Below are 24,164 nucleotides of genomic sequence, written 5' to 3'. Positions count from 1 at the left end.
GAGTTGATAAGTTTAACGAAATTAAAGGAGGAAGCGCTTTTTGAAACGAGCCATCTTGATTGTTTTAGATAGTGTGGGGATCGGTGAAATGCCCGATGCCCATGAATACGGAGATGTGGGCAGCAATACCATAGGCAATATTGCCAAGGCCCGCGGAGGTCTTCATTTGCCTCATCTGCAGAGATTAGGTCTGGGCAATATTGCACCTATCCAAGGGGTGGACCCTGAGGCAAGCCCTCAAGGTTGTTATGGAAAAATGGCGGAGCGTTCCCCCGGCAAGGATACCACTACGGGACATTGGGAAATAGCCGGTGTGGTCCTGGAAAGGGCCTTTCCTACCTTTTCCAAGGGTTTTCCGGAGGATTTTCTCCAAGCTTTTGCGGAGCGCATCGGCCGCCAGGTCATAGGCAATGAAGTGGCTTCCGGCACAGAAATCATTCAGCGCCTGGGACAGGAGCATGTGCGGACGGGGAAACCGATCGCCTACACTTCAGCAGATTCAGTGTTTCAGATCGCGGCTCATGAAGAGGTGATCCCTTTAGAGGAATTATATCGAATCTGCGGGATAGCCCGGGAAATGCTGGAGGGGGATTTAAGAGTAGGCCGAGTCATCGCCCGCCCCTTTTTAGGCGAGGAAGGAAACTTCTACCGGACTACCAATCGTCATGATTATGCCATTGAACCGCCCCACAAAATCCTCCTGGATATGGTAAAGGAAAAAGGACTTCGAGTCATGGCTGTAGGAAAAATCAAAGATATTTACGCAGGCCATGGGGTTACGGATCATCTGGCCAGCAAAGGGAACAGGGATGGGGTGGAGAAGACCCTGGCTTTTATCAGGGAGAAGAAACCGGGCTTGATCATGACCAATCTGGTGGATTTTGATATGCTTTACGGTCATCGCAATGATGTGGAAAACTATGCTCAAGCCCTTGAGGAGTTTGACGGGAGATTGCCGGAAATCCTCGCTTCCCTTGAGGAGGAGGATATCCTCTTCATCACCGCCGACCATGGGTGTGATCCCACCACGGAAAGCACGGACCATTCCCGGGAGTATGTTCCTTTACTGGTCTATGGGAAGAAGGTTGTGCCCGGAAGGAATCTGGGAATCCGCTCTTCTTTTGCGGATTTGGGAGCGACGATTGCTGAGTATTTGGGGACGGAAGAGTTGGTTAATGGGCGGAGCTTTCTGGGGGAGTTGATTTGAGGGAAGGCTTCGCAAGCTGGATCTCCAGGATTTTGCTTTACACCGGTCGGCTCCATAAGCTGCGCGGACAAAACTAACGCTCAAGCACTCCGCTCCGAAAAGTCCCCGGCTAAATCGGCTCCTCGAAAGCACTGCTTTCGCACTTGTTCTCATAGCCGGTTGGAAACGTCCTGTTTCCAACTTTTCTCCGCTGCGTGCTTTTCGCGAAGTTTTGTTTCCGCTCGCTTAAAGTCGCTTCCCTTTTGTAAAGCAAAATCCTTGGGCTGCTTTCCGGGTCTGGGTAGCGGGGCCTTATGGAGTGGGTGGGGTAAATTGCCCTACTCAAGCCTCTTTTTCCGTCTTTACCGACGCTGCTTAAGTGGCAGGGTCGGCGATTTGGAAAAAGATACAAAGAAAGGCTTTGAAGAGAAGAATAGCTCCGAAGGAGACCCCATAAACGGCGTACAAGAGGCTGCGCTTATAAAAAGTTCAGGCCTCAGGCCCAAGGAAAAACTGAAAGAGACCCGCAAGACGTAGCTTTACGTACAAAAGAGAACGGATTTAGCGGAGGGGCGGTCGGGTGAACAAAGCTTTCTTAACGTAGCGGAGCCATGGTTAACATCAGGTATTGCCCAGAGGTTTGGTGACGAAAGTGTCCGGTGGTCAGTTTCGCTCAAGGCGGCACTCTCCAAAGGATACTTATCCGCCGCAGATGCTGTTAAGAAAGCGAGTGAGCCAGCCCTGGAGCTATGGAGTACGCGTTGTGCGTAAAACTACGCGACCCGGACGATAAGGCTACACGACCTGAACGACGTTTTTCGCTCTGTCGTTGCTGCGGCCGGCATGAGCGGCTACTGTAATCTACCTGTTAAAAATAATCGATAAGGAGACGATCACCATGATGCGTGAGCAAGAATTTATGGACAAACTCAGCGAAACCCGGCGGTTTATTATTGAAAAAGTAAATATAGAGCCCCAAATGGGTGTTATCCTTGGCTCGGGACTGGGTGGCTTTGTGGACTTGATTGAAGATAAGGTGGTTATTCCTTATCAGGAGATTCCCAATTTCCCTGTTTCCACCGTTGAGGGACATAAAGGTCAATTGGTGTTCGGGAAAGTTCTGGGTAAGACCGTGGTGGCTATGCAAGGACGCTTTCATTTTTATGAAGGGTATTCCATGCAAAGCGTCACGTTTCCTGTTCGGGTCATGCAGGTTTTGGGAGTATCCGGGCTGATCGTGACCAATGCTGCCGGTGGGATTAATCCTGCTTACCGTCCGGGAGATCTGATTTTGATCAAGGATCATATCAATATGATGGGGGATAATCCCTTGCGCGGAGCCAATCTCAGCAACTTAGGCCCACGTTTTCCTGATTTAAGTGAAGGGTATGATCTGGAGTGGCGGCAAAAGGCCCTCACCATAGCCCGGGAAGTGGGGATCCATCCTCAGGAAGGGGTCTATGCAGCGATGAGCGGTCCCAGCTATGAAAGCCCGGCGGAGATACGCTTCCTGCGCACCATAGGAGCCGATCTGGTGGGTATGAGCACCGTCCCGGAAGTCATCATAGCTAATCATGGCGGGATGCGGGTTCTTGGCATCTCCTGCGTTACCAATATGGCGGCTGGAATCCTCGCCCAGCGCCTTAGCCATGCCGAGGTTATGGAGACGGCCGAGCGCATTGAGAAGCAGTTTGTGCGGTTTGTGCAGGCTTTGGTTAAAGGGCTGGCCTAAGGTCTCGGGATGATATTGATATGGGGAGCTTTGGGCAGTTTTGGCTGCTCTTCAGGAACATACGGGGGTGGGTGCAATGCGGGTCGTTGATATAATTAACAAAAAGAAAAAAGGCGAAGCATTAACAAAAGAGGAAATAGAGTTTTTCGTACAAGGTTATGTAAAGGGGGAGATTCCCGACTATCAAATAGCTGCTCTTTACATGGCCATTTACTTCCAAGGGATGAATGATGAGGAAATCGCCGACTTAACCATGGCCTATGTGAACTCAGGAGAGACCATCGATTTATCCGGCATCCCAGGAGTAAAGGTCGATAAGCATTCAACAGGGGGAGTGGGGGATAAGATTAGCCTGATCGTTATTCCCTTGGTTGCCTCATTGGGAATCCCTGTGGCGAAAATGAGCGGCAGAGGATTAGGTCATACCGGCGGGACCATCGATAAGCTTGAAGCGATTCAAGGATTCAGGACCGCTTTAAGTACCGGGGAATTTATCGCCAATGTGAATAACCACGGCATGGCGGTAGTAGGGCAAACAGCTAATTTGACCCCTGCCGACAAGCTGACCTATGCCTTAAGAGATGTGACAGGAACCGTGGATAGTATTCCTCTCATAGCAGGTTCCATCATGAGCAAGAAGATTGCCTCCGGGGCGGACGCCATAGTCCTCGATGTTAAGGTAGGCTCAGGGGCTTTCATGAAATCTCTCCCAGAAGCCAAAAAGCTTGCTGAGTGTATGGTGCAAATAGGTAAGTCATTAAAGAGAAGGACTATCGCCATCATCACCGATATGAATCAGCCTCTTGGCCATGAAGTGGGGAACGCTAATGAAATTAAAGAGATTATCGATGTCTTAAAGGGCAAGGGAGCGGAAGACGAAACCAGAATTGCTTTGACGATAGCCTCCTATATGGCCATTGCCAGTGGGAACTATCATGATTTCCAGTCAACTTATGCAGAGCTTCAGCAAGTTATTGCCTCAGGTAAGGCCGTAGAAAAATTAAAAGAGCTGATCTCAATTCAAGGAGGAAATCCTCAAATAGTCCATGAGCCCTCCCAATTACCCCAAGCGAAGCATCATATCGAAGTCCTCGCCAATCATGCAGGGTATATAAGCTCTATTGACGCCGAACAGATTGGGCTGGTGGCTATGCTGTTGGGGGCAGGAAGAAAGAAGAAGGACGATCCCATCGACTATGCGGCCGGGGTAACGCTTTTGAAGAAGGTAGGGGATTATGTTGACCTTGATGAACCTCTCTGTATTCTGCACACCAACCTTGAATATGTAGAAGCAGATGTTTTAAAGGCCTATGGATTTCAGGAGAGCAAGCCCGATCCGATAGAATATATTCATGAAGTGGTAAAGTAATCAGCATAATTTGGGCGCTTCTTTAAGTATAAACGAGAGAACCCTGGCCGCGACTGTGGCCAGGGTTCTTTGCAAGTTCCTGTTCGGAAAATAATATTATAGTTCTTCCTCAAGATGCTTTTTGACATCCCGGCCGCCGTACATGATACGGACTATTTTTACGGTGTTCGCAGATGCAACAGGTAGATAGAATACCAGATAATAATCTACCGGAAAAAAACGCAGTCCCTGGCTGCGCCATGGTTCATCATCATAGATTCGATAGCGCAATGGCATCTCATCAAGCGAGTGGATTTCCGCCATAATTCTCCGGGTTTGGCTTTTGGCAGCGTCAGGTGAACACAGGCTATGTGCTATATATTCAAAGATGTTCCGCAAGTCTTGTTTGGCCTGAGCAGAATAAACGACTGTCCAGCTCATAGTCCATAATCCCGTTTCATCTCTTCCTCAACGCTTTTCATAGGGTAGGTTCTGCCGGCTTCAATATCTAGCATGCCTTTTTCAATTTCAGCATTAAATTGTTCTTTTGTCAGGGAACTATAGGAAGGAGGAGTATCTTTTGGTAACTTCATTTCAAAAGGAATACCTCTTTGCAATACAACCTGTTTCAGAAACATACTGACAGCGCTGGACATAGGAATACCTAACTGTTCAAGCACTTGTTCAGCCTGTTCTTTTACTTCTGGCTCAACACGAGCAAATATATTAGATGTTCTTGCCATAATCATCGCCTCCTACTGATATTATATATAAGAATATGCAATATGCAAGCTATTTGCAATCTATTTGAATGCGTCCTGTGTCGCGACTTGGAAAATTAGGGCTTTGGAAAATCATCCTTTGGCCGAAAACTGGCAGATCCATCCCGATAGAATATATTCATGAAGTGGTAAAGTAATCTGAGAGTCATAGGATAAGCTGTTTTCACGTAATCTTTAATACCTGAAGTTAGGGGTGACTATAGATGCGTGAAAAGAAAGTGTTTTCTCTGGCTGGGGAAACTACAACAGCTCATCGTTATGCTGTGGTAGGGAATGCCGATCGCTTTCTGAAGCATAAGCATGCCTATAAAGTCTGGAGGACCTTAAAGCAATTCGGCTGTGTGGTTCATCCTGTGGCTGAGGATTTACAGCGTTTGGAAGGTTTTAAAGTCTATGCAGGGCTGGCGGCTTTGCAGGATAAGGTGGATGTGGTGGTCCCCTGCTTAAAATCGGAATCGATTCCGAATATTATCAGTCAGGCTCAGGAATGTGGGGCTCAATTCGTTTGGTTTCAAGAACACAACTGGACAGAAGAATTTCAGGAGCAAGCAGATGCAGCGGGGATTCAGGTAATTCAAGGGTGCCTCCTGAAGCATAAAATTTATCCCAAGCCTTTTGCTTACCTTCATCCCTGCTATTGGCATGGACTGAAATCACCAAAGGCTCCCAAGAGGCGTTAGCGCGAACTGAGAGAGCAACTGAAAAAAAGAAGATAGCCATGACTTGGTAACAGCACCAGGTTGTGGCTATTTTCTTTATAATTTTATAATTATGTTAAATCAGCAATGTTCAAACTCCATTAACGAGAGTTGATATGTTTAAGTTGCCTTTCGATATAATTTATTTTTCTGGGGATAATAGAATAAATATGTTTCGTAAGGGGGTTAAAACGAATGCGTAAAACATTATCGTGGGTTTTTGCTTTGGCGTTATTCATTGGCAATCTGGCCGTTCCCCATCAGGCCTATGGTGCCGTACTGGAGACCGAGGCAGCGAGTGCGATTCTGATGGATGCTAAGTCCGGTCAAATACTTTTTGAAAAAGAAATCCATAAAGAACTGCCGCCGGCCAGCGTGACCAAGTTGATGACTTTGTTAGTGGCCGCGGAGGCGGTTGAATCGGGACGGGTCAGCCTCACCGATAAAGTAACCGCCAGTGAAGGGGCCAGCAGTTTAGGCGGTTCGCAAATCTATCTGGAGCCGGGGGAGACCTTTTCTCTGGAAGAGATGTTGATTTCGATCGCGGTGGGCTCGGCCAATGATGCCTGTTATGCCGTAGGAGAACATATCAGCGGCACTCACGAGGCCTTTGTGGAAGAGATGAATAAGAAGGCCAAGGAGATTGGCGCTAATCATACCCATTTTGTCAATGCCTATGGTTTACCGGCACAAGGACACTATACCAGTGCCTATGATCTGGCCCTGATGGGTCGTGAAGCTTTAAAGTATCCTCTGGTCCGCAAATTGACAAATATGAAAGAGTATGATTTGCGCGGGGGTAAATTCAAGCTCTGGAATACCAATAAGCTGCTGTGGTGGTATGAGGGAGCCGATGGCTTTAAAACCGGTTGGACCAGTGAAGCGAATTATTGCCTTGCCTCCACCGTCGAGCGGGATGGGCTGCGCCTGATTGCAGTGGTCATGGGAGTTCCTCAGGTCAGGGGACATTTTACGGAATCCATGAAGCTGTACAATTATGGCTTCGCCAACTATGCCTATAAAGAATATGCCCCCGTTGGTCAGAAACAAGGAGTGATTAAGGTCCGCAAGGGAATGGAGGAAGATCTGGTAGCTGTTACGGAAAAAGCCCTGGGAGTCACCGTGCCGAAAGGCAGCGACAAAAACATCTGGGCCGAGACGAAGCTCAACCCAGATGTGGAAGCGCCTGTGAAAGCGGGTCAAAAGGTGGGGGAAATCCTTCTCTATCGCGATAATGAATTAATGGCCTCCGTGAATCTGGTGGCCGAAAAGGATATCGAGAAAGCAGGAATTGGCAAGCAAATTCTTCGTACTTTCGAAGGAGTATTTGGATTTTAATCATGCTCGGGTTCATGGAGATACTGGCGAATACGGTGCAGAGCAGCCCGCTCGATCCTTGAGATTTGGACTTGGGAAAGGTTAAGGAGGGCTGCGATCTCACTTTGGGTCTTATCTTCATAAAAACGCATCATCAAAACTCGTTTTTCCCGTTCAGGGAGTTTGTCCAGAACCTCTTTCAGGGCAATCTTTTCAAACCAACCGGCCTCCAAATCCTTCTCCATAGGAAGTTGATCCAAAATATAGATGGGATCGGAGTCATCTTGATAGAGGGTATCATGAATGGAAGTAGGACTTTGGACCGCTTCTAAGGCAGATACAATGTCTTCTCGATCGACTCCGATACTTTCTGCGATTTCGCCGATGGTAGGGTCCCGGCCCAAGGTTGCCGACAGGCTTTCCCGGGCCTTATTGACTTTATAAACCAGCTCTTTGTAGGAGCGGGGGACCTTAACGGGATGATCGTCCCGCAGGAAACGGCGGATCTCCCCGATAATCATGGGGACTGCATAGGTGGAGAACTTGACGCCATAAGTAAAGTCAAATTTGTCGATAGCCTTGATCAGACCGATGGTGCCGATTTGAAAGAGATCCTCCAGCTCATACCCGCGGTGAGAAAAGCGTTGGACAAGATTGAAGATCAGTTTAAGATTGCAGTTGATCAGCCGCTCTCTGGCTTCAGCATCACCGTTTTGGGCGCGATGGAGCAGATCCATCATCTCTTCGTCCGATAAAAGAGGGAAGCGGGGAAGGTTCATTTCCGTTAGTCTTTGAATCATCATTCTATCCCCCCTAATGCGTGGAGGGCTGGATATTGTCAAGTTGTTTAATCATTGTGACAGTGGTCCCTTGATTGACTGCTGACTCCACCTGGAGATCATCCATGAAGGATTGCATGAAGACAAATCCCAGCCCCATGCGCTCAGGATCCGTGCTGAAGGCCGGCTGCATGGCTTGCTCCACGTCGGGTATGCCACACCCCTCATCCTTGACAATGATTTTTAAGGCTTCAGGATTTTGTTCAATGATTAATTGAACCAGCTTGTCCGGATGATTGGCATAACCATGAATAATTGCATTGGAAACCGCTTCACTGACGACGACCTTAAGTTCCTCAATATCGTTGAGTGAAAGGTCCAGTTGGGCCCCGACGGAGGCAATCAGCATCCGGGCGATTCCCACATTCTCGCCCAGACTAGAGAACTTAAGATCTAAAAGGTTTCTTTTCATACAGTTTTTCCCTTCCTTCCATCTTCCTGGTTCAGAATATCTTCGAATTGAATGATACGTGGGAGACCGGATAATTCCATGATCTTATAGATATGGGGAGGTACCCGGGTGATGATCACTTTCCCCCCCATGGGGAGAAGCTTCTTGTAACGCCCAAGAATAACCCCCAGCCCCGAACTGTCGATAAAACTGATGTCTTCCAGATTAAGTATGACTGTTCGCACTCCACGACGTTCAATCTCACTATCTATGGTCTGGCGTAGACTTTCAGAGGTATTCATGTCAAGTTCTCCCTTTAAGGTCAAGAGCAAGGTCTGACGCTCCAGTTTTTTGTCAATAAGCAATGGTGTTCCCCCCTATTGAGTCTTCTCAAAGTTCAATTCGACGACATCCATAATTTTCCTGCTTAAGTGTAAAAAATATTTATATAAAGGAAAATATGGCAGAGAATTTGGAGGACCGCATAAAAAGGGAATTCCAGATTCATACTATGTGTTAGCACTATTGACAAGGATTAACAGGGATAACGAAAGGAGTGATTTCCTTGGCTGACCAAAAACTGCGACCACCAACTCTTAATGTGACTCCTGAGGAGTACAAAGAGCTCACACAATCTATGACTCCAAAGCCTACGTTCATGAAAAATATCATCAGGGCTTTCCTGGTAGGTGGAATCATTTGCGCTTTCGGACAAATTGTCATTAATTTTTTAGTTCAGATGGGGCTGCCCAAAGATGACGCCTCAACGGCGGCAACAGCCTTCCTGATTCTCTTGGGGGCACTCCTCACCGGGTTGGGTATCTATGATGAAATCGGAAGATTTGCCGGGGCCGGCTCCATCGTCCCGGTCACAGGATTTGCCAACTCCATAGTATCCCCGGCCTTGGAGTTTAAACGGGAAGGTTATGTGATGGGTGTCGGCGCCAAATTATTTACCGTAGCGGGGCCGGTATTGGTTTACGGGATTGCGGCTTCGATTGCTATAGGGCTCATCACCTATTTCCTGCGCTGATCAACCGTCCTTAGTATGTAAAGTAAATGAAACGGGGGATGAAAAAGAAATGAACCTAAAACGCATAGGCAATCAAACGGTGGTTTTCTCGAATCCGTCCGTAATTCTCTCCTCTTATTCCGTAGTTGGCCCTATGGAGGGTCAGGGCCCTTTGGGCAAGACCTTCAACAAGGTATGGCAAGATAATATCAATGGCAATACATCCTGGGAAGTCGCGGAAACCAAAATGTTGGAGGAAGCCATGGAAGGGGCTGTCAAGCAATCCCAAATCAAGAAGGATGAGATCGATTACCTGTTGGCCGGGGATTTGCTGAATCAGATCATTTCGGCGAATTTTGCTGCCCGCACCATGGGCATCCCTTTCATCGGGCTCTATGGGGCCTGTTCCACCATGGCCTTGAGCATGTCGGTGGGAACCATGCTCATTGACGGGGGCTTTGCCCGCAAGGTGCTGGTGGGAGTATCCAGTCATCATGATACAGCCGAACGCCAGTATCGCCTGCCTACAGAGCAGGGGGGGCAACGGGCGATGAGTGCCCAATGGACGGTGACCGGGGCAGGCAGTCTCGTTCTTGGTCAGAGCGGGGAGGGGCCGCGGATTACTGCTGCCACCATCGGCAGGATTGTGGATTTTGGGGAAACAGATGCCAATAATATGGGAGCCGCCATGGCTCCGGCTGTAGCCGATACGGTTATCAATCATTTTCAGGATATGAATCGGACACCAGAGGACTATGATCTGATTATTTCCGGTGATTTAGGCAGTGTAGGATTAAATCTTACTCAAGAAGTACTGAAAAAGTCGGGGCTCCATTTCCAGAATTTCTCGGACTGCGGCGTATTGATTTATGACAAAAGTCAGGACGCTCATGCCGGTGCCAGTGGCTGCGGCTGCTCGGCAGTGGTCTTTGCCGGACATATTATGGAAAAGATCAAATCCGGTCAGTATAAAAGAGTCCTTCTCGTGGGGAGCGGGGCCTTACATAGTCCTACTTCCAGCCTGCAGGGAGAGTCCATTCCAGGAATAGGGCATGCTGTAGTCATTGAGGCTTGATAAAGGAGGAAGAGCAATGTTTGAGCAGATTATTCCAGCGTTTGTGGTAGGCGGCCTGATTTGCGTAGTTGGTCAGCTGCTGATGGATTTAACGAAACCCACCTTCACTCCGGCTCATGTGTTGGTAACCTTCGTCACCGGCGGAGCCGTTTTGGGCGCTCTCGGCGTCTATGAACCCTTAGTAAAATTTGCCGGAGCCGGAGCGTCGGTCCCACTGTCAGGATTCGGCTATTCCCTGGCTAAAGGAGCCATAGAGGCTGTGGGAGAAAAAGGCCTGATCGGAGCTTTTTCAGGCGGGGTCGAGGCGACAGCCGTGGGGATTGCAGCGGCGGTCTTTTTTGGCTATTTGGTTTCTGTAACCTTTAATCCCAAGGGCTAAGCCGGTGATGAAACTTGAACCCGATTAAAGGATGAACGGGAAGTGGGTCTGGAGGCGGTAATTTGGATAATTCAAGTGAAAGCAATGTTAAAGTCAGTAAACATTACCAAAAGAATCTGGACTATCTTAATCGGGAACTGGGGGTTCCCGATAATTTTGATATTGTCCTGCGGGAAATGACCATTGGCGGCAAGAAAATAGCCATTTACTCTGTGAATGGTATGGTGGATACCCAGGTTGTCAGCATTATCCTCGAAGCCCTTGTGGAGCTTGAGCGGGCGGACCTCGTGGTGAATACCCTGCAGACCCTGGTGAAAGGCCGTATTGTGGGCCTCCAGGTATCTGAAGTGGATACCATGGATAAAATCCTCTACTTCATTTTGTCCGGCCCTATGGCTCTGTTCGTCGAAGGTCAGGAAAAAGCGATCATCATTGATGCCCGCAGTTTTCCGGCCCGCTCTCCCAGTGAGCCGGATATTGAACGGGTTACCCGGGGGGCCAGGGATGGCTTTACGGAGACCTTAGCTTTTAATACGGCCCTCATCCGCCGTCGTTTGCGGGATCCGAAACTCAGGCTGAAATTAATGCAGGTAGGGAGACGGTCCAAAACCGATGTCTGTGTGGCCTATATTGAGGATATAACCAACGATGATTTGGTCAAGGAGATATCTGAAGAAATTCAGAAGATCAAGATCGATGGCATTCCTATGGCGGAAAAAAGTGTGGAGGAGTTCATTCTCGGCAGCAAGATTTGGAATCCCTATCCCCGGGTGCGCTATACGGAACGGCCGGATGTGGCAGCTGTTCATTTGCTGGAAGGCCATGTAGTGGTCTTGGTGGATACTTCTCCTTCGGTGATGATTGCTCCGGCTACCTTTTGGTCCCATACCCAGCACGCGGAAGAGTACCGTCAGGAACCCATCGTCGGCGCCTATTTGCGCTGGGTTCGCTTTATGGGGATTTTTGCAGCTCTTTTCCTTTTGCCTCTATGGCTGGCCTGTGCCTTAAATCCTCACCTCCTTCCCGAATGGCTGCAATTTTTAGGCATTCAGGAAGTAGGGAAGATCGGGTTGATTCCTCAGGTGTTTCTTGCGGAATTTGGGGTGGATTTAGTCCGCATGGCTGCCATTCACACACCGGGGCCCCTGACTGTAGCCCTGGGTTTGATTGCTACCTTTATGATTGGTGATGTGGCCATCAAGGTTGGGCTTTTTGCTCAGGAAATTATTGTTTACATTGCCATTGTCACAGTAGGTACCTTTGCCACGCCCAGTTATGAGCTGGCCCAGGCCAACCGTCTGGCTCGTTTGTTCCTTTTGGTCATGGTAGCCCTCAATAATTTCATCGGTTTGGCCATCGGGGTACTGATCCTGTTCTTCCTGCTGTGGAGGACGAAATCTTTCGGTGTTCCTTATTTATGGCCATTATTGCCTTTGGATATAAAAGCCTTGGGCACCGTTCTGGTGCGGTCTCCTCTTCCTATCAAGAATAAGCGGCCCAGTATTCTTAAGCCGAAAGATACCATCCGCCAGCCCCAAGGGCATGATGAAAAATAGCTAAGGAGGATACTATGCGATTAGGGTTTCCACGGGCTTTAATGTACTACGAATATTATCCTTTTTGGGCAGGGTTTTTTTATAAATTAGGAATCGAACTGGTTACTTCTCCCCTAACCAATCGGGAGATTATGGAAAGCGGCCTCAAAAAGGCCCCTGATGAAACTTGTTTGCCGGTAAAGATTCTGGTCGGGCATCTCACCGTTTTAAGTGATGTGGATGGAATTTTTCTTCCCCGTTTGGTGAGCATGGAGAAAAATACCTATCTCTGTCCCAAAATTCTCGGGCTTCCGGAGAGTGTTCTCTATGCCCTTCCTGCGGGCGTACAGCTGTACACCGTAGATATTAACTGGCGGGAAGGGAAGAGGGAAGTTTTAAAACAGCTTATGGCCTTCGGAGGGACGCTTAGGGCTACTAAAGGCCGGATCAGGGAAGCCTTTGCTGAAGCTCAGCGTTGGCAGAAAGCCTACCAAAGAATGCGTCATAGCGGTTGGTCCTTTACTGAAAGCATGCAATGCTTTGAGGCTTTAGCAGAACCTATGAAGTTAAAGGATTTGGGATTTAAGCAAGTGGGGCGCCGCCAAAAGCCTGAGGATTTTGAAGATGGGTGGCTGCTGGACCAGGCCGTCCGCTCCGGGTGCCGGGAGAAGGGTCCCAAGATTGCCCTGGTGGGGCATAGCTATCTGACCTATGAATCCTATGCCAATATGAACTTGTTGCAGCGGCTGCGTGAAAAGGCCCAGGTCGTGGTAGTGGAGAACATAGGCCCATCCCCTGTTGAAGAGCAGCATAGCAAACTTCAGAAAAAAATCTTTTGGAGCCATGCCAAAAAGATCTTCGGGGCGGGTGCTGTCTATGTGGAGGATCCGGAAATCGAGGGTTTAATTTATTTGTCCTGTTTCGGCTGCGGAACGGATTCCATGACTAACGATTTACTGGCCCGCCGTGCCCGCCAGAACCAAAAACCCTATTTAGTGCTTACTTTAGATGAACACAGTGGCGAGGCAGGGGTGGTCACCCGGATCGAAGCCTTTCTCGACATGCTGGAAAGGAGGAGGGATTATGAAAGTCACCTTTCCTCATATGGGGAACGCTTGGATCGTGATTCAAGCCTTACTTGAGAACTTGGCTGTGGACTATGTGGTGCCACCGCCCAACAGCAAAGAGACCCTAAACATAGGAACCCAGCTGGCCCCGGAGTCCTTCTGTCTCCCCCTTAAACTGAACCTGGGGAATTTTGTCCAGGCTGCGGCCCAAGGAGCGGATACGGCTCTGATCACAGGGGGAATCGGTCCTTGCCGTTTTGGCTATTACGGCGAAATGGAAAGGGAGATTTTACAGGAAGCAGGATATCCCTTTGATGTCATCACCCTGGAGCCTCCTGATGGCAGTCTGTTGGGGCTTACCGAGCGGATTCGCAAGCTGGCCGGTGCCAAGAACACCTGGAACCGCATTCTTAAAGCCATGCTTTTCGCTTATCGAAAGAGTGTGGTCCTGGATCAGATCGAAGATAGGTTCCATGGTTTTCGTCCCCTTGTCAAGGATGCCAAGCTGGCTGATCACCTTTATGAAGAGGCTAAAGGGCGTTTAGTTCAGGCGATGACGGATCAAGGGATGAAGGATGTTCTGCAATGGCTTAAGGAAGAGATGGAGCAAAAACTGGGAAACAGCGCCGGTTACGAGGGAGAAGAGCTGCTGAAAATCGCGGTAGTCGGCGAAATATATACCCTATTGGAGCCCTTTATTTCCATGGATGTGGAGAAGGAATTGGGCAACCTGGGAGCGGTAGTGGATCGTTCCATCTACCTGTCGGGGTGGGTAGGCCAGCATGTTTTCCGGGGTTTGGCTCAAGGCTACCGTCCCCTGAAATCCTATTATTCTTTAGCCAAACCTTACTTAGGTCATTTTGTCGGGGGCCATGCCCAGGAAACTATCGGCGCCGCCATCAAGTTCGCCCAGGAGGGCTATGATGGAGTCGTTCAGCTCCTGCCCCTGGGCTGTATGCCGGAGATTGTAGCCTCCAGCATTCTGCCCAAGGTTCAAGAGGATTACGGCATACCCATTATGACCTTGACCGTGGACGAACATACAGGAAAAGCCGGAGTGCAAACCCGGATTGAAGCTTTTGTGGATTTGTTGGAGCGGTCCCGTCTGAAGAGAAGAGTGAACAACGAGGGAGTGTTGGATCTTGCCGGTAAGTAAATATTTTCTGGGAGTCGATGTAGGTTCGGTCAGTACCAATATCGTGCTCCTCTATGAAGATGGAACCATAGCCCAGACCATGTATTTGCGGACCCAGGGCCGCCCTATGCAGACGATTCAGGAAGGGATGCGGGAGTTGCGCGCCTGTATCGGCTCTGCGGCGGAGATCAAGGGAGTGGGAACCACGGGCAGCGCCCGTCAGTTAGCGGCTACCCTGTTAGGGGCCGATGTGGTGAAAAATGAAATCACGGCTCATGCTGTAGCCGCTTCTCGGATGAATGCCAAAGTCCAAACCATTTTAGAAATCGGCGGACAGGATTCTAAAATCATCATCCTGCGCAATGGGGTTGTGGTGGACTTCGCTATGAATACGGTCTGTGCGGCAGGAACCGGGTCATTTTTGGATCAGCAGGCCTCACGTTTAGGGATTCCCATCGAAGAATTTGGGGTATTGGCCTTAAAAGCCCAACATCCTGTACGCATCGCTGGTCGGTGTTCCGTTTTTGCGGAGTCGGATATGATTCATAAGCAGCAATTAGGTCATCCTCTCCCGGATATTATCGCCGGGCTATGCCAGGCCATGGTGCGCAACTATCTCAATAATGTAGGGAAAAACAAAGAGATCCTGGGGCCGGTATTTTTCCAGGGGGGTGTGGCAGCCAATCCGGGTATTCGCCAAGCCTTTGAAGAAGAGCTGGGCCAAGAGGTCATTGTTCCTGAGCACTTTTCAGTCATGGGAGCCTTGGGCGCTGCTTTTCTGGCTCAAGAACGTTTCCTGAACAAAAAGAGTCCGACCACGAACTTCCGGGGGTTGAAGATGGCTGAAAGTCATTTTAAGGCTCGGAGCTTTGATTGCAAAGGCTGCAGCAATCACTGCGAAGTGGTGGAGATCAGGCAAGAGGATAAGGTGCTGACCCGTTGGGGAGATCGGTGCGGGAAATGGTCTGTTGCGGATGTGGAGCCTATAGAAATAGCTGAGGTAAGAGACCAACAGAACTTAGCGTCTGGGTCTCACAAATAGGAGATCCAGAGCAACCAGAATTAAGATGGCGATCAGAATGGTCTCCAGGCCCCGGTCAGGAATGATAATCCTTGGCTCACCCCAGCCATAGGTTAGGGTGTTGGGGTAAACGAGGGCAGGGGGCTGTACAGGAGGTTGGGCCGGAGTGATCAGGGGATAGGGATAAGAAGGAAGAGAATGGTGCTCATAAGCTGGATGGGCATGGCCATAAGGATAGGTGTACTGAGGATAGGTGTATTGTGGATAGGGATTTGAATAAGTGGAATACACCCCTTGATGCCCATAAGGATAAGGGGAACTGGGATAGCAATTTCCTGAGTAGTCATAAGATCCCCGTGCACCGAACAGAGAGGAGTTCATAGGCTACCTCCATTCAAACCGATTTAAGTGGGGTCAGCCGAAGTAGAGAGAGTGGCTTGTGCTGGGATAAGAAAACCATGCCCAAGCCTTTTTCATGTCATAGATGTTTAAGCCTTATTTTGAATGAACATAATTTAGAGAGATGAAAATGACAAGGTATTGACATGGTATTATATTCCAATTTATTGCGATTTGCTACTCCGCCTTGAAAAAGGCCGAAGGTTGATTCTCCAGAATTTTACTTTACGCCGGTCGCTCAATAAGCTGCGCGGACAAAACTAATGCTCAAAGCCCTCCGCTCCGAAAGATACCCCGCCAAATCGCTCCTCGAAAGCACTGCTTTCGCACTTGTTCTCAATGGCGGGTTGGAAACGTCCTGTTTCCAACCTTTCTCCGCCGCAGATACTGTTAAGAAAGCGAGTGAACCAGCCCTGGAGCTATGGAGTGCGCGTTGTGCGTAAAGCTACGCGACCCGAACCGTTTTTGTCATTTCCATTTTTTTAAGCGAAAAAATTTTCTCCAGGGTGTATAATGCCTTGCAAATTGTTTGATGCTATGGGAGGGAATTTTTATGGATATGGAGTGAGGAAAGATGGACAAAAAGAATCTTAAGAATCGGCTGATTCACTTCATTCATACTTATGGATTTAATGCTGTTCTGGGCTTTGGTCTGGGGATTGTCATTGTGTTTGCTGTGGTTTTGTTTTCGGGGAGACAGGATCTTTTTGGCCAGGAAGCACGCAGCAGGAACATGCTCCAAACAACTTCCCAGGAGGAGAATATAGCTCAGAATCAAGACTCCTCCGGTCCCGGTGCAGCAGGAGATTTAAAAAACACAGCGGACGAAGCATTGCCCGAGAATACTCTAAGCGATGAAATCTCCAGTGAACTTTCCCTGAAGGACCGGGTTACAGTGTTGCTTATTGGTATGGATAACCGTCCCGGTGAAGCACTCAGCAATACGGATACTCTGATGGTAGCCAGCTTGGATCAAAAGAGCAAAAAAATGGTGTTGCTTTCTGTTCCCCGGGATACTCAGGTTATTCTTAATCAAAAAAAAGAAAAGGTCAATGCCATAGCGCGTTTGCAAAAGGGACCAATCTCAACCCAACAGTATTTGCAGGAGCTGCTGGGTACCCCCATTGACGGTTATGTCTTAACCAATTTCCAAGGGTTTAAAAATATTGTGGACGGCTTGGGCGGCATTACCATTGATGTGGAAAAAGATATGTACTACGATACGGGAGAGGCCCAGGACCGTTTTATCAATCTTAAAAAAGGTGTCCAACGTCTCAATGGCACCCAGGCCTTGCAATATGCCCGTTTTCGCAATGATGAACTGGCGGATATTACCCGAACTTCCCGGCAGCAGGAAGTGATAAAAGCTATTGTAGCTGAAGCCACGACCCCCCGGAATATTCCCAAGCTTCCCATCATCATCCCTAAGGTCTATCAGGCCATAGATACCAATCTCAATCTGGGGCAAATCTGGGCCTTAGCCATGGCCTTTAAAAATAAAGACACCTATGAAGTGATCAATCAAACTCTTCCGGGTCAATTTTCGGATGAAGAGGGAATCAGCTATTGGAAGGTGAACCCGAAGGAGACCAAGGTCATACTGAACCAGCTTTTCCAGGGTAAAACCTCCCCAATTTTCGAAACCATCCAAAAGGTTCATGTGCCTGCCCAACCTCCGGCAAGCAAAGAAGCCAAGCCTGAGAGCGAAACGGACGATGTGAAGGAGAAGGCTCAGGATGAGGATCAAGGGTCGATAACCGTTGAAGTTCTGACCACCGAAGTCAAAGAATCAGAAACACAACCCCAAACAACAAAGGAAAAACCTCAAGTTCCCTCTAAAGGGAAGGGTTCACAGCCTCAGGATGGGGAGATAACCTTCGAAGTCCTTGATTAAGTGTCCTGACTAAGCCTTTGCATAAGAAGTACCTTGTCATTTCCTGTAAACAAAGGTATAATATTTGAGGCATTCCTAGATGGATAGAGGATACAAAATGGAGGTTATTGGATGGATAAGTTGTTCGAGAAGTTGAAAGAGTATTTACATATGGATGATGAGATTCCCTTTGATGAGTTCTCTCAATACTATAAGAGCCTGATTGAATGTTTAAATACCACCTTTGAGGAAATGGATCAAGATACCCGCATCAAAGGCCGTTATGCCTGCTCAATCGTTCAGGCTAATGCAGAATCCCGGGAAAAGCGGGAAAAGAAGAATGCCAAAGCCTTTAAGAAGATCAGTGCCAAAACCGCTTTTTGGATGAATGCCATTAACTACCGGCTGCTTAAAGAGGGTCTGACTCAAGCTGAGATCGATCAAGCGATGGAAGCTATTAATGACAGTATTTAATACACAGGAAATCTGCAAAGCACTTCGTTCGCGAGGTGCTTTGCTTATGGGTGTTCCTTTTCTTGCTGGAGCTGCCAGGTAAATGATATAATTATGGTTAATCTTTTGTAGTGAGAACGAATGATAAGGAAGTAAACTATGATTGTCATATTAACCCATCGCCAAATGGATTTTGATGCTTTGGCATCCATGGTCGCCGCCCAAAAGATTTTTCCGGATAGCCTGATGGTCGTGGACGGGAAATCCAACCCTTATGTTCAGGATTTTATTGCCTTGGCCAGGGACAGGCTGCCTTTTTCCCGCCCCAAGGATGTGGATTGGGCCAAAGTGGAAAAGATCGTGTTGGTGGATACCCATAATTTGCAGCGGGCTGCGGGGATTAAGGAAGGGGTATTTGAGCAGATACCTCTGGTTATTTATGATCATCATCCTTATGATGGCTTCCTTACTGAGGAGATGCATATTGAAAGCATCGGTTCCTGCACTACGTTGCTCATTGAAGAACTCAGAAAAATGGCCGTCCAGCTCAGTCCTTTTGAGGCGACCCTTCTTGCTCTGGGCATTTATGATGATACAGGCAGTCTGCTTTTTGAAAGCACGACAGTGCGGGATGTTAAAGCCGTAGCCTATCTCCTTGAACAAGGAGCGAATTTGGGAGTTGTGGCGGAATATCTCCGTAAACCTTTAATTGAGGAGCAAAAAGAACTCTTGCAGCAGCTCCTGGATAATGGGAAGACTGAGGATTTCCGCGGTCAGCCTGTCTATATTTCCTGGGCGGAAAGCGATGACTATGTGGGCGGTCTTGCCCTTTTAGCTCATCGAGTGGGAGAGATGGAAGGGGCGGAGACTTTATTTCTGGTGGTTCAGATGGAAAACCGGGTCTATCTGGTGGGACGCTCCCGGGGACGGGGGATTGAAGTCAATCGCATTACCCAGGCCTTTGGCGGAGCGGGGCATACCCGTGCTGCTTCAGCTACTGTGAAACATGCTTCTGTGGCTGAGATTCTCAAGCAACTCAAGGGGGAATTGGCACAGCAGGCTCACCGCATTAACCGGGTCAGAGATATTATGAGCTATCCGGTTAAAACCGTATCTCCGGAGATGAAACTCAGCGAGGTAGAGCAGATTCTGCTTAAATATGGTCATACAGGGGTGCCGGTAGCTCAGGGAGAAAAACTGGTGGGCATCATTTCCCGCCGGGATGTGGATAAAGCCATCAAGCATGGGCTGGCCCATGCTCCGGTCAAAGGATTTATGACCAAGGACGTGGTGGTTGTGGAGGCCGATTCCAGCTGGGAAGATGTGCAAAGAACCATGGTTCAGCATGATATCGGCAGAGTCCCCGTTCTGGAAGAAGGAAAACTGGCAGGGATCGTTTCCCGTTCCGATATTCTGCGCATTATTCATGGCAGCGCCGTTCCTACGGAAATGTCACTGACCCGCCATCGCAGTCTGGCGATGCGGGAAGATATCCTGGGCTTGCTTGAGGAGTTGCCGGAGCAGATTCGCTCTTTGTTGGCAGCAGCTCAACAGGTAGCCGATGAATTAGGGTATTCCGTATTTGTAGTGGGAGGATTTGTGCGGGATATCCTGCTTAAGGTGCCGACCCAAGACTTGGATTTTGTCATTGAAGGAGACGGACATGCCTTTGCCCGGGCTCTTGCCCAGCGGCTTCAGGACGTTCAAGTGGTATTCCATGATCAATTTGGCACCGCCCGTTTGGATTTTGCCGATGGCTCCCACCTGGATGTAGCCAGCTCACGCCGTGAAGATTATTCTTCCCCCGGCGCACTGCCTCAGGTGGAGGAATCCCGTTTGCGGGATGATATGTTCCGGCGTGACTTTACCATTAATGCCATGGCCATAGCCGTTAATTCTGTCCGCTATGGCGAGCTGGTGGATTATTATGGGGGCTTAAGAGATCTGAAACAAGGAGAAATCCGTTTTCTTCATAATCTCAGCTTCATCGAGGATCCTACCCGCATTCTCAGGGCTCTTCGTTTTGCCGGCCGTTACGGTTTTCGTCTGGCCAAGGAAACCCGGGAGGGACTTTATACAGCTTTAGATGCCGGTGTCCTACAGAAACTAAGTATCGAACGGTTTACGGAAGAATTCATGCATATGCTTTCTGAATTGAAGTTTGGCGTTATGGGAGAATCCCTGCTCGATATGGGTGTGTTCCGCAAGTGGTTTGGTGCCGAACTGCCCTGGGATTTTACTCATCCGGGGCTGAATCAAGCCATTTCCCCGGAAAGAAAATGGCTGATCTGCCTGCGCAGGATGGACAGATCCCAGTTCGAAAGAATTGAGGAAAAACTTCGGTTAGCCAGGGAGCTCAAAGGGATAGCCTATAAATTCTTTGACATTATGGATGGACTTCTATCCTTAGGCGTGGGAGAAAAAGGTTCTGAAGCTTCTCCATATGCCCGGGAAAAGATTTCTTTAAAGAGTTTGGATCAGTATCTTGAAGGTCTACCGGCCCTCCTCATGGAAGTTCTGCTGTGGGATGAACGCTTCCGGGATTCTCTGGAAGCCTACACAGAAGCAGTCAAGGCCATTCATCAGACCGTAGATGGCACGGCTTTGCGACAATGGGGAGTTAAAGAAGGGCCGGAGATTGGCCGCATTCTTAAAGCGGTCCGTCTGGCTTGGCTGGAAGGCAAGCTGCAGACAGAGGAAGAAGAGAAGGAATTTGTGCTTGGGTTGCTGAAGGATGGCTTGTCAAACCGACCGAAGGGGGAAACTACGTGTTCAACTTAACCACCATCATCGCCAACATACCTGCCTTACTTGTGGGGTTTGCTTTTCATGAATATGCCCACGCCTGGGTGGCTGATCGTTTAGGAGATCCGACTCCCCGCAGCCAGGGACGTTTAACTCTGAATCCCTTCGTCCACCTGGATATCTTTGGTACCCTGATGGCTGTACTTTATTCCTTTGGCTGGGCGAAGCCGGTCATGACCCAACCCCACTATTTCAAGGGGAATAAAGAGCGGGGGAGAGTACTGGTGTCGGTCGCCGGTCCTCTGGCCAATCTGTTGGTTGCTTTTATCGCCATGATGCTTTGGGTCTTAACCCTGGCCTTCCTGGAGGATTCATCCTGGACCGGCACACTATCCACAATATTCATGTCCCTGGTGATCATGAATTTGGGTCTTGGGGTGTTTAATATTCTGCCGATTCCGCCTTTAGATGGTTTTTCTATCTTAAGGGGGGTTGTTCCCGGGCGGTACAGCAAGGTTCTTGATACCCTGGAGACTTACGGCATGTTCATTCTGGTTATAATACTATTTACCAACTTTTTGGGAGTAATACTGCAGCCTGCAGTATCCGGCCTTTACGCTTTTTATCGTGATACCGCTTTGTTTTTGCTGTCGCCTTTTATCGGCTAAAGGCAATGGAAAACCTACAACTGAAAGGGGTTTTATAAGTGAAAGGTAGAATTTTCAGCGGCATGCGCCCTACGGGGAGCCTGCATATCGGGCATCTCAGTGTCATCCAGAATTGGGCCGCACTGCAATCGGAATATCAAAGCTATTATGGAATTGTGGATCAGCATGCTCTGACGACAGGTTATGAGGATGGTTTGGATTTTGGCGTACTTATCCGGGAGATTGCTCTGGATTGGCTGAGTGTGGGGATTGATCCGGAGCAGTCGGCGATTTTTGTTCAATCCCATATTAAGGAACATGCAGAACTGCATCTGCTTTTGTCCATGATTACCCCTCTATCCTGGCTGGAGCGGGTGCCGACCTATAAGGATCAAATGCAGCAGCTGGGCAAAGAAGGAGGCAAGGATATCTCAACCTATGGTTTCCTGGGCTATCCCCTCTTGATGGCTGCCGATATCTTGGTTTATAAGGCTGATACCGTACCGGTGGGAGAAGATCAAATCCCCCATGTCGAGCTGTGCCGCGAAATTGCCAGACGCTTTAATCACCTTTATGGTCCGGTTTTTCCTGAACCGAAAGCCCTGATCGGCAAAGTTCCCCTGTTGCCCGGTGTCGATGGACGTAAAATGAGTAAAAGCTATAATAATACCATCTCCTTAACCGCTTCCACAGCAGAGATCAAAGAAAGGGTTCAGCAGATGGTGACGGACCCGGCCCGTTTGCGCAAAGATGACCCGGGTCATCCTGAAGTTTGTATAGTCTATAAATTTCATGAGGTGTATACACCTGAAGTCGCCGAAGTTGAGGAAAACTGTCGCGGAGGCAAGATCGGCTGTGTGGCTTGTAAGCGTCATCTGGCCGAGAACCTTGATAAGCTGCTCAGTCCTTTCCGTGAGCGCCGTGCCCTTTGGGAAGAGCCTGGTAAGGTTGAGCGGGTTTTGGAGCAGGGGGCTGAACAAGCCCGCCAAGTTACTCAAGAAACTATGAAAGAAGTTCGTCACGTGATGGGGCTGAGATGAGCAACGGGTCATCGGTAAGCCATAGTGCCAATACCGCCCCTTACGTGGAGCTGCCCGCATTTCAAGGTCCCATGGATCTGCTTCTGCACCTGATCCAGCAGGAAAAAGTGGATATTTACGATATTCCCATTGCCAGGATTACCGATCAATTTATCCAGGTCGTACGTCAGATGGAAGATCTGGATATGGAAGTGACCACGGAATTTCTGGTTTTAGCTGCCCAGCTTCTCCAGATCAAGTCCCGCTACTTGCTGCCCAAACCGGTTAAAGATGTGACCGTCGAAGAAGAAGGGGATCCGCGCCAAGAGCTGGTGGAACGGCTTTTAGCCTACCGGGCTTTTAAACAGGCTGCGGAAACTTTGGGAGAGATTCAAATCTCTTCCGGGCAGCGGTACTTTCGCGAAGTTGATGTGGATGGGCTGCGCAGTCAATTCACTCCGGCGGATCCTTTGGCAGGGATTCATTTTGAAGCCTTATGGCATGCTTTTCAGCGGATTATTGAGAGGGCGGAGCAGGGGGAAGAGATCAGGACGGTGGAGCCGGATGAAATCCCCATTGAAGTTATGGTCAATGATGTACTGCGCCGGGTCATCCTGCATCCTCGCGGCCTGCGCTTCAGTCAGTTGATTCGGGGCACTAAACGTATGGAGATTATTGTTTCTTTTTTGGCTTTACTGGAGCTGTTGAAGTCAGGAAAAGTGCATTGTGAACAAAGTTCGCAGAACGAGGAGATTTTTGTATTTCCTACAGAAAAAGCTTGGGAGTTTACTGAAGGGGAGTAAAATATGCTGTTTCGGGAAAGAGAAATTGCGGGAGTCGAAGCGCTGTTATTTGTTGCCGATAAACCTCTGACCAAGGAGCGTTTAGCAGAGATCCTTCAGTTAAGCAGTGAGGATATTGCTGAAATACTGTATGACCTTAAACAGCGCTACGCTGCACCTGCCAGCGGGGTTACCCTGATTGAAGTCAATGAAGGCTATAAGCTGGGAACCAAACCGGAGATGTCCGCTTATATAGAAACCCTTTACCATCAACCCGCCCAGGGACTGTCGGGAGCGGCTTTAGAGGTGTTGGCCATCATTGCCTATAAGCAACCCGTCACCCGGGGAGAAGTGGATTTTATCCGTGGGGTGCAATCCGATCGCTCCTTAGGGACGTTGGTGGAGAAAGGTCTTGTCAAAGATGTAGGACGCAAGGAAGGGCCGGGCCGGCCTATTCTTTACGGCACTACGGAACAGTTTCTGATTCATTTTGGGCTTAAATCCCTGGAGGAGCTGCCGGATCTGAATTTTGAGAGCATGCAGGAAGCGGCCCTGGCTGAAGAACTGTCCATGGGGGCCGGGGAGTTTGGGCAAGATAATGAGGATTGTGAGTAACAAGGGAGTGTCGCAAAACTACGTTTTTATGTAGTGGCGATACTCCTTTTTCTAAATTCGTAAGCGATTACGAATTTAGGGTGCATAAATACCCCCTCTTAGGGCATCCTAAAC

The 24,164-nt window shown here is 48.9% G+C and carries 26 protein-coding genes; 20 read left to right on the top strand and 6 right to left on the bottom strand.

The window, feature by feature from the left end; translation table 11 throughout:
• Positions 1 to 40: 40 nt before the first annotated feature.
• The 4 genes from DHAF_RS17220 (at position 41) to DHAF_RS17205 (ending at position 4,287) form a co-directional block, all read left to right on the top strand.
• On the top strand, positions 41 to 1,207 hold the full coding sequence (locus DHAF_RS17220; RefSeq protein ID WP_005811028.1) for a phosphopentomutase: 1,167 nt from the start codon (positions 41 to 43) through the stop codon (positions 1,205 to 1,207).
• Between the two features lie 375 nt (positions 1,208 to 1,582).
• Positions 1,583 to 1,723 carry a hypothetical protein gene (locus DHAF_RS17215; RefSeq protein ID WP_005811029.1) on the top strand — a complete coding sequence of 47 codons (141 nt, stop codon included), beginning with the start codon at positions 1,583 to 1,585 and terminating at the stop codon, positions 1,721 to 1,723.
• Between the two features lie 361 nt (positions 1,724 to 2,084).
• Positions 2,085 to 2,918 carry a purine-nucleoside phosphorylase gene (locus tag DHAF_RS17210; protein ID WP_005811031.1) on the top strand — a complete coding sequence of 278 codons (834 nt, stop codon included), beginning with the start codon at positions 2,085 to 2,087 and terminating at the stop codon, positions 2,916 to 2,918.
• A gap of 76 nt (positions 2,919 to 2,994) precedes the next feature.
• Positions 2,995 to 4,287 carry a pyrimidine-nucleoside phosphorylase gene (locus tag DHAF_RS17205; protein WP_015944606.1) on the top strand — a complete coding sequence of 431 codons (1,293 nt, stop codon included), beginning with the start codon at positions 2,995 to 2,997 and terminating at the stop codon, positions 4,285 to 4,287.
• A 96-nt stretch (positions 4,288 to 4,383) separates the two neighbouring features.
• On the opposite strand, the gene DHAF_RS17200 is transcribed toward DHAF_RS17205, so the two are convergent.
• Together DHAF_RS17200 and DHAF_RS17195 are read right to left on the bottom strand one after the other, a co-directional pair.
• Positions 4,384 to 4,707 carry a type II toxin-antitoxin system RelE/ParE family toxin gene (locus DHAF_RS17200; RefSeq protein WP_005811035.1) on the bottom strand — a complete coding sequence of 108 codons (324 nt, stop codon included), beginning with the start codon at positions 4,705 to 4,707 and terminating at the stop codon, positions 4,384 to 4,386.
• Positions 4,704 to 5,015, bottom strand: coding sequence for a type II toxin-antitoxin system RelB/DinJ family antitoxin (locus DHAF_RS17195; protein ID WP_005811036.1), 312 nt, complete (start codon positions 5,013 to 5,015; stop codon positions 4,704 to 4,706). Before DHAF_RS17195 ends, DHAF_RS17200 begins: the two co-directional genes overlap by 4 nt.
• A 236-nt stretch (positions 5,016 to 5,251) precedes the next feature.
• Here DHAF_RS17195 and DHAF_RS17190 point away from each other — a divergent pair, with 236 nt between their 5' ends.
• Positions 5,252 to 5,728, top strand: coding sequence for a CoA-binding protein (locus DHAF_RS17190; RefSeq protein ID WP_005811038.1), 477 nt, complete (start codon positions 5,252 to 5,254; stop codon positions 5,726 to 5,728).
• A gap of 213 nt (positions 5,729 to 5,941) precedes the next feature.
• Positions 5,942 to 7,084 (top strand): D-alanyl-D-alanine carboxypeptidase family protein, encoded by a 1,143-nt coding sequence (locus DHAF_RS17185; RefSeq protein ID WP_005811039.1) that lies wholly within the window; start codon positions 5,942 to 5,944, stop codon positions 7,082 to 7,084.
• On the opposite strand, the gene sigF is transcribed toward DHAF_RS17185, so the two are convergent.
• The 3 genes from sigF to spoIIAA are packed head-to-tail and all read right to left on the bottom strand — an operon-like array spanning position 7,081 to position 8,658.
• On the bottom strand, positions 7,081 to 7,863 hold the full coding sequence (sigF, locus tag DHAF_RS17180) for an RNA polymerase sporulation sigma factor SigF (RefSeq protein WP_011460233.1): 783 nt from the start codon (positions 7,861 to 7,863) through the stop codon (positions 7,081 to 7,083). The two genes, DHAF_RS17185 and sigF, sit on opposite strands and share 4 nt — an antisense overlap.
• Positions 7,864 to 7,876: 13 nt before the next feature.
• Positions 7,877 to 8,314, bottom strand: coding sequence for an anti-sigma F factor (gene spoIIAB, locus DHAF_RS17175; protein ID WP_005811042.1), 438 nt, complete (start codon positions 8,312 to 8,314; stop codon positions 7,877 to 7,879).
• Entirely contained in the window at positions 8,311 to 8,658 is a 348-nt protein-coding gene (spoIIAA, locus tag DHAF_RS17170) for an anti-sigma F factor antagonist (RefSeq protein WP_005811044.1), read from the bottom strand. Before spoIIAA ends, spoIIAB begins: the two co-directional genes overlap by 4 nt.
• 200 nt (positions 8,659 to 8,858) lie before the next feature.
• Here spoIIAA and spoVAC point away from each other — a divergent pair, with 200 nt between their 5' ends.
• From spoVAC to DHAF_RS17135, 7 genes are all read left to right on the top strand, one after another.
• Complete coding sequence (gene spoVAC, locus DHAF_RS17165) at positions 8,859 to 9,326, top strand: stage V sporulation protein AC (protein ID WP_015944604.1); 468 nt, start codon at positions 8,859 to 8,861, stop codon at positions 9,324 to 9,326.
• Positions 9,327 to 9,375: 49 nt separating this feature from the next.
• On the top strand, positions 9,376 to 10,380 hold the full coding sequence (gene spoVAD, locus DHAF_RS17160; RefSeq protein ID WP_011460231.1) for a stage V sporulation protein AD: 1,005 nt from the start codon (positions 9,376 to 9,378) through the stop codon (positions 10,378 to 10,380).
• 16 nt (positions 10,381 to 10,396) lie between these two features.
• Positions 10,397 to 10,759, top strand: coding sequence for a stage V sporulation protein AE (spoVAE, locus tag DHAF_RS17155; RefSeq protein ID WP_005811048.1), 363 nt, complete (start codon positions 10,397 to 10,399; stop codon positions 10,757 to 10,759).
• 62 nt (positions 10,760 to 10,821) lie between these two features.
• Positions 10,822 to 12,315 carry a spore germination protein gene (locus DHAF_RS17150; protein ID WP_005811050.1) on the top strand — a complete coding sequence of 498 codons (1,494 nt, stop codon included), beginning with the start codon at positions 10,822 to 10,824 and terminating at the stop codon, positions 12,313 to 12,315.
• Positions 12,316 to 12,329: 14 nt separating this feature from the next.
• Positions 12,330 to 13,436: an acyl-CoA dehydratase activase-related protein gene (locus DHAF_RS17145; protein WP_011460230.1), complete on the top strand. Its 1,107-nt coding sequence runs from the start codon at positions 12,330 to 12,332 to the stop codon at positions 13,434 to 13,436.
• Positions 13,378 to 14,517, top strand: a complete 1,140-nt coding sequence (locus tag DHAF_RS17140) for a 2-hydroxyacyl-CoA dehydratase (RefSeq protein WP_011460229.1) — start codon at positions 13,378 to 13,380, stop codon at positions 14,515 to 14,517. Before DHAF_RS17145 ends, DHAF_RS17140 begins: the two co-directional genes overlap by 59 nt.
• On the top strand, positions 14,504 to 15,538 hold the full coding sequence (locus DHAF_RS17135; protein WP_005811054.1) for an acyl-CoA dehydratase activase: 1,035 nt from the start codon (positions 14,504 to 14,506) through the stop codon (positions 15,536 to 15,538). The genes DHAF_RS17140 and DHAF_RS17135 overlap by 14 nt, the downstream gene beginning before the upstream one ends.
• Here DHAF_RS17135 and DHAF_RS17130 read toward each other — a convergent pair.
• Positions 15,515 to 15,898, bottom strand: a complete 384-nt coding sequence (locus tag DHAF_RS17130; RefSeq protein WP_005811056.1) for a hypothetical protein — start codon at positions 15,896 to 15,898, stop codon at positions 15,515 to 15,517. The two genes, DHAF_RS17135 and DHAF_RS17130, sit on opposite strands and share 24 nt — an antisense overlap.
• 592 nt (positions 15,899 to 16,490) lie before the next feature.
• Between DHAF_RS17130 and DHAF_RS17125 the strand changes: the two genes are divergently transcribed.
• The 7 genes from DHAF_RS17125 (at position 16,491) to scpB (ending at position 24,050) form a co-directional block, all read left to right on the top strand.
• Positions 16,491 to 17,810 (top strand): LCP family protein, encoded by a 1,320-nt coding sequence (locus DHAF_RS17125; protein ID WP_015944602.1) that lies wholly within the window; start codon positions 16,491 to 16,493, stop codon positions 17,808 to 17,810.
• 111 nt (positions 17,811 to 17,921) lie between these two features.
• A complete protein-coding gene (locus DHAF_RS17120; protein ID WP_005811059.1) occupies positions 17,922 to 18,263 on the top strand; it encodes a hypothetical protein in 342 nt (113 codons plus the stop codon).
• A 138-nt stretch (positions 18,264 to 18,401) separates the two neighbouring features.
• Entirely contained in the window at positions 18,402 to 21,023 is a 2,622-nt protein-coding gene (locus DHAF_RS17115; RefSeq protein ID WP_005811060.1) for a CBS domain-containing protein, read from the top strand.
• Positions 21,011 to 21,655 (top strand): site-2 protease family protein, encoded by a 645-nt coding sequence (locus DHAF_RS17110; protein ID WP_005811062.1) that lies wholly within the window; start codon positions 21,011 to 21,013, stop codon positions 21,653 to 21,655. Before DHAF_RS17115 ends, DHAF_RS17110 begins: the two co-directional genes overlap by 13 nt.
• 38 nt (positions 21,656 to 21,693) lie before the next feature.
• The gene (trpS, locus tag DHAF_RS17105) at positions 21,694 to 22,674 is read left to right on the top strand and encodes a tryptophan--tRNA ligase (RefSeq protein WP_015944601.1); all 981 of its coding nucleotides are present in this window, start codon (positions 21,694 to 21,696) and stop codon (positions 22,672 to 22,674) included.
• Positions 22,671 to 23,456: a segregation and condensation protein A gene (locus tag DHAF_RS17100; protein WP_005811066.1), complete on the top strand. Its 786-nt coding sequence runs from the start codon at positions 22,671 to 22,673 to the stop codon at positions 23,454 to 23,456. Before trpS ends, DHAF_RS17100 begins: the two co-directional genes overlap by 4 nt.
• 3 nt (positions 23,457 to 23,459) lie before the next feature.
• Complete coding sequence (gene scpB / locus DHAF_RS17095; RefSeq protein WP_005811067.1) at positions 23,460 to 24,050, top strand: SMC-Scp complex subunit ScpB; 591 nt, start codon at positions 23,460 to 23,462, stop codon at positions 24,048 to 24,050.
• Positions 24,051 to 24,164: the final 114 nt, after the last annotated feature.

Source organism: Desulfitobacterium hafniense DCB-2 (genome assembly GCF_000021925.1).
GTDB classification, from domain to species: Bacteria; Bacillota; Desulfitobacteriia; order Desulfitobacteriales; family Desulfitobacteriaceae; genus Desulfitobacterium; species Desulfitobacterium hafniense.
Note: the sequence above shows the minus strand (reverse complement) of the source record. Positions and strands in the feature narration are given on the sequence as shown.

What these genes read in the sequence shown, in the direction of transcription:
- DHAF_RS17210 (WP_005811031.1), top strand. Translation starts at nt 2,085, where the DNA reads ATGATGCGTGAGCAAGAATTTATGGACAAACTCAGCGAAACCCGGCGG.
- DHAF_RS17205 (WP_015944606.1), top strand. Translation starts at nt 2,995, where the DNA reads ATGCGGGTCGTTGATATAATTAACAAAAAGAAAAAAGGCGAAGCATTA.
- DHAF_RS17200 (WP_005811035.1), bottom strand. Translation starts at nt 4,707, where the DNA reads ATGAGCTGGACAGTCGTTTATTCTGCTCAGGCCAAACAAGACTTGCGG.
- DHAF_RS17195 (WP_005811036.1), bottom strand. Translation starts at nt 5,015, where the DNA reads ATGATTATGGCAAGAACATCTAATATATTTGCTCGTGTTGAGCCAGAA.
- DHAF_RS17190 (WP_005811038.1), top strand. Translation starts at nt 5,252, where the DNA reads ATGCGTGAAAAGAAAGTGTTTTCTCTGGCTGGGGAAACTACAACAGCT.
- DHAF_RS17185 (WP_005811039.1), top strand. Translation starts at nt 5,942, where the DNA reads ATGCGTAAAACATTATCGTGGGTTTTTGCTTTGGCGTTATTCATTGGC.
- sigF (WP_011460233.1), bottom strand. Translation starts at nt 7,863, where the DNA reads ATGATTCAAAGACTAACGGAAATGAACCTTCCCCGCTTCCCTCTTTTA.
- spoIIAB (WP_005811042.1), bottom strand. Translation starts at nt 8,314, where the DNA reads ATGAAAAGAAACCTTTTAGATCTTAAGTTCTCTAGTCTGGGCGAGAAT.
- spoVAD (WP_011460231.1), top strand. Translation starts at nt 9,376, where the DNA reads ATGAACCTAAAACGCATAGGCAATCAAACGGTGGTTTTCTCGAATCCG.
- spoVAE (WP_005811048.1), top strand. Translation starts at nt 10,397, where the DNA reads ATGTTTGAGCAGATTATTCCAGCGTTTGTGGTAGGCGGCCTGATTTGC.
- DHAF_RS17145 (WP_011460230.1), top strand. Translation starts at nt 12,330, where the DNA reads ATGCGATTAGGGTTTCCACGGGCTTTAATGTACTACGAATATTATCCT.
- DHAF_RS17140 (WP_011460229.1), top strand. Translation starts at nt 13,378, where the DNA reads ATGAAAGTCACCTTTCCTCATATGGGGAACGCTTGGATCGTGATTCAA.
- DHAF_RS17130 (WP_005811056.1), bottom strand. Translation starts at nt 15,898, where the DNA reads ATGAACTCCTCTCTGTTCGGTGCACGGGGATCTTATGACTACTCAGGA.
- DHAF_RS17125 (WP_015944602.1), top strand. Translation starts at nt 16,491, where the DNA reads ATGGACAAAAAGAATCTTAAGAATCGGCTGATTCACTTCATTCATACT.
- DHAF_RS17120 (WP_005811059.1), top strand. Translation starts at nt 17,922, where the DNA reads ATGGATAAGTTGTTCGAGAAGTTGAAAGAGTATTTACATATGGATGAT.
- DHAF_RS17115 (WP_005811060.1), top strand. Translation starts at nt 18,402, where the DNA reads ATGATTGTCATATTAACCCATCGCCAAATGGATTTTGATGCTTTGGCA.
- DHAF_RS17100 (WP_005811066.1), top strand. Translation starts at nt 22,671, where the DNA reads ATGAGCAACGGGTCATCGGTAAGCCATAGTGCCAATACCGCCCCTTAC.
- scpB (WP_005811067.1), top strand. Translation starts at nt 23,460, where the DNA reads ATGCTGTTTCGGGAAAGAGAAATTGCGGGAGTCGAAGCGCTGTTATTT.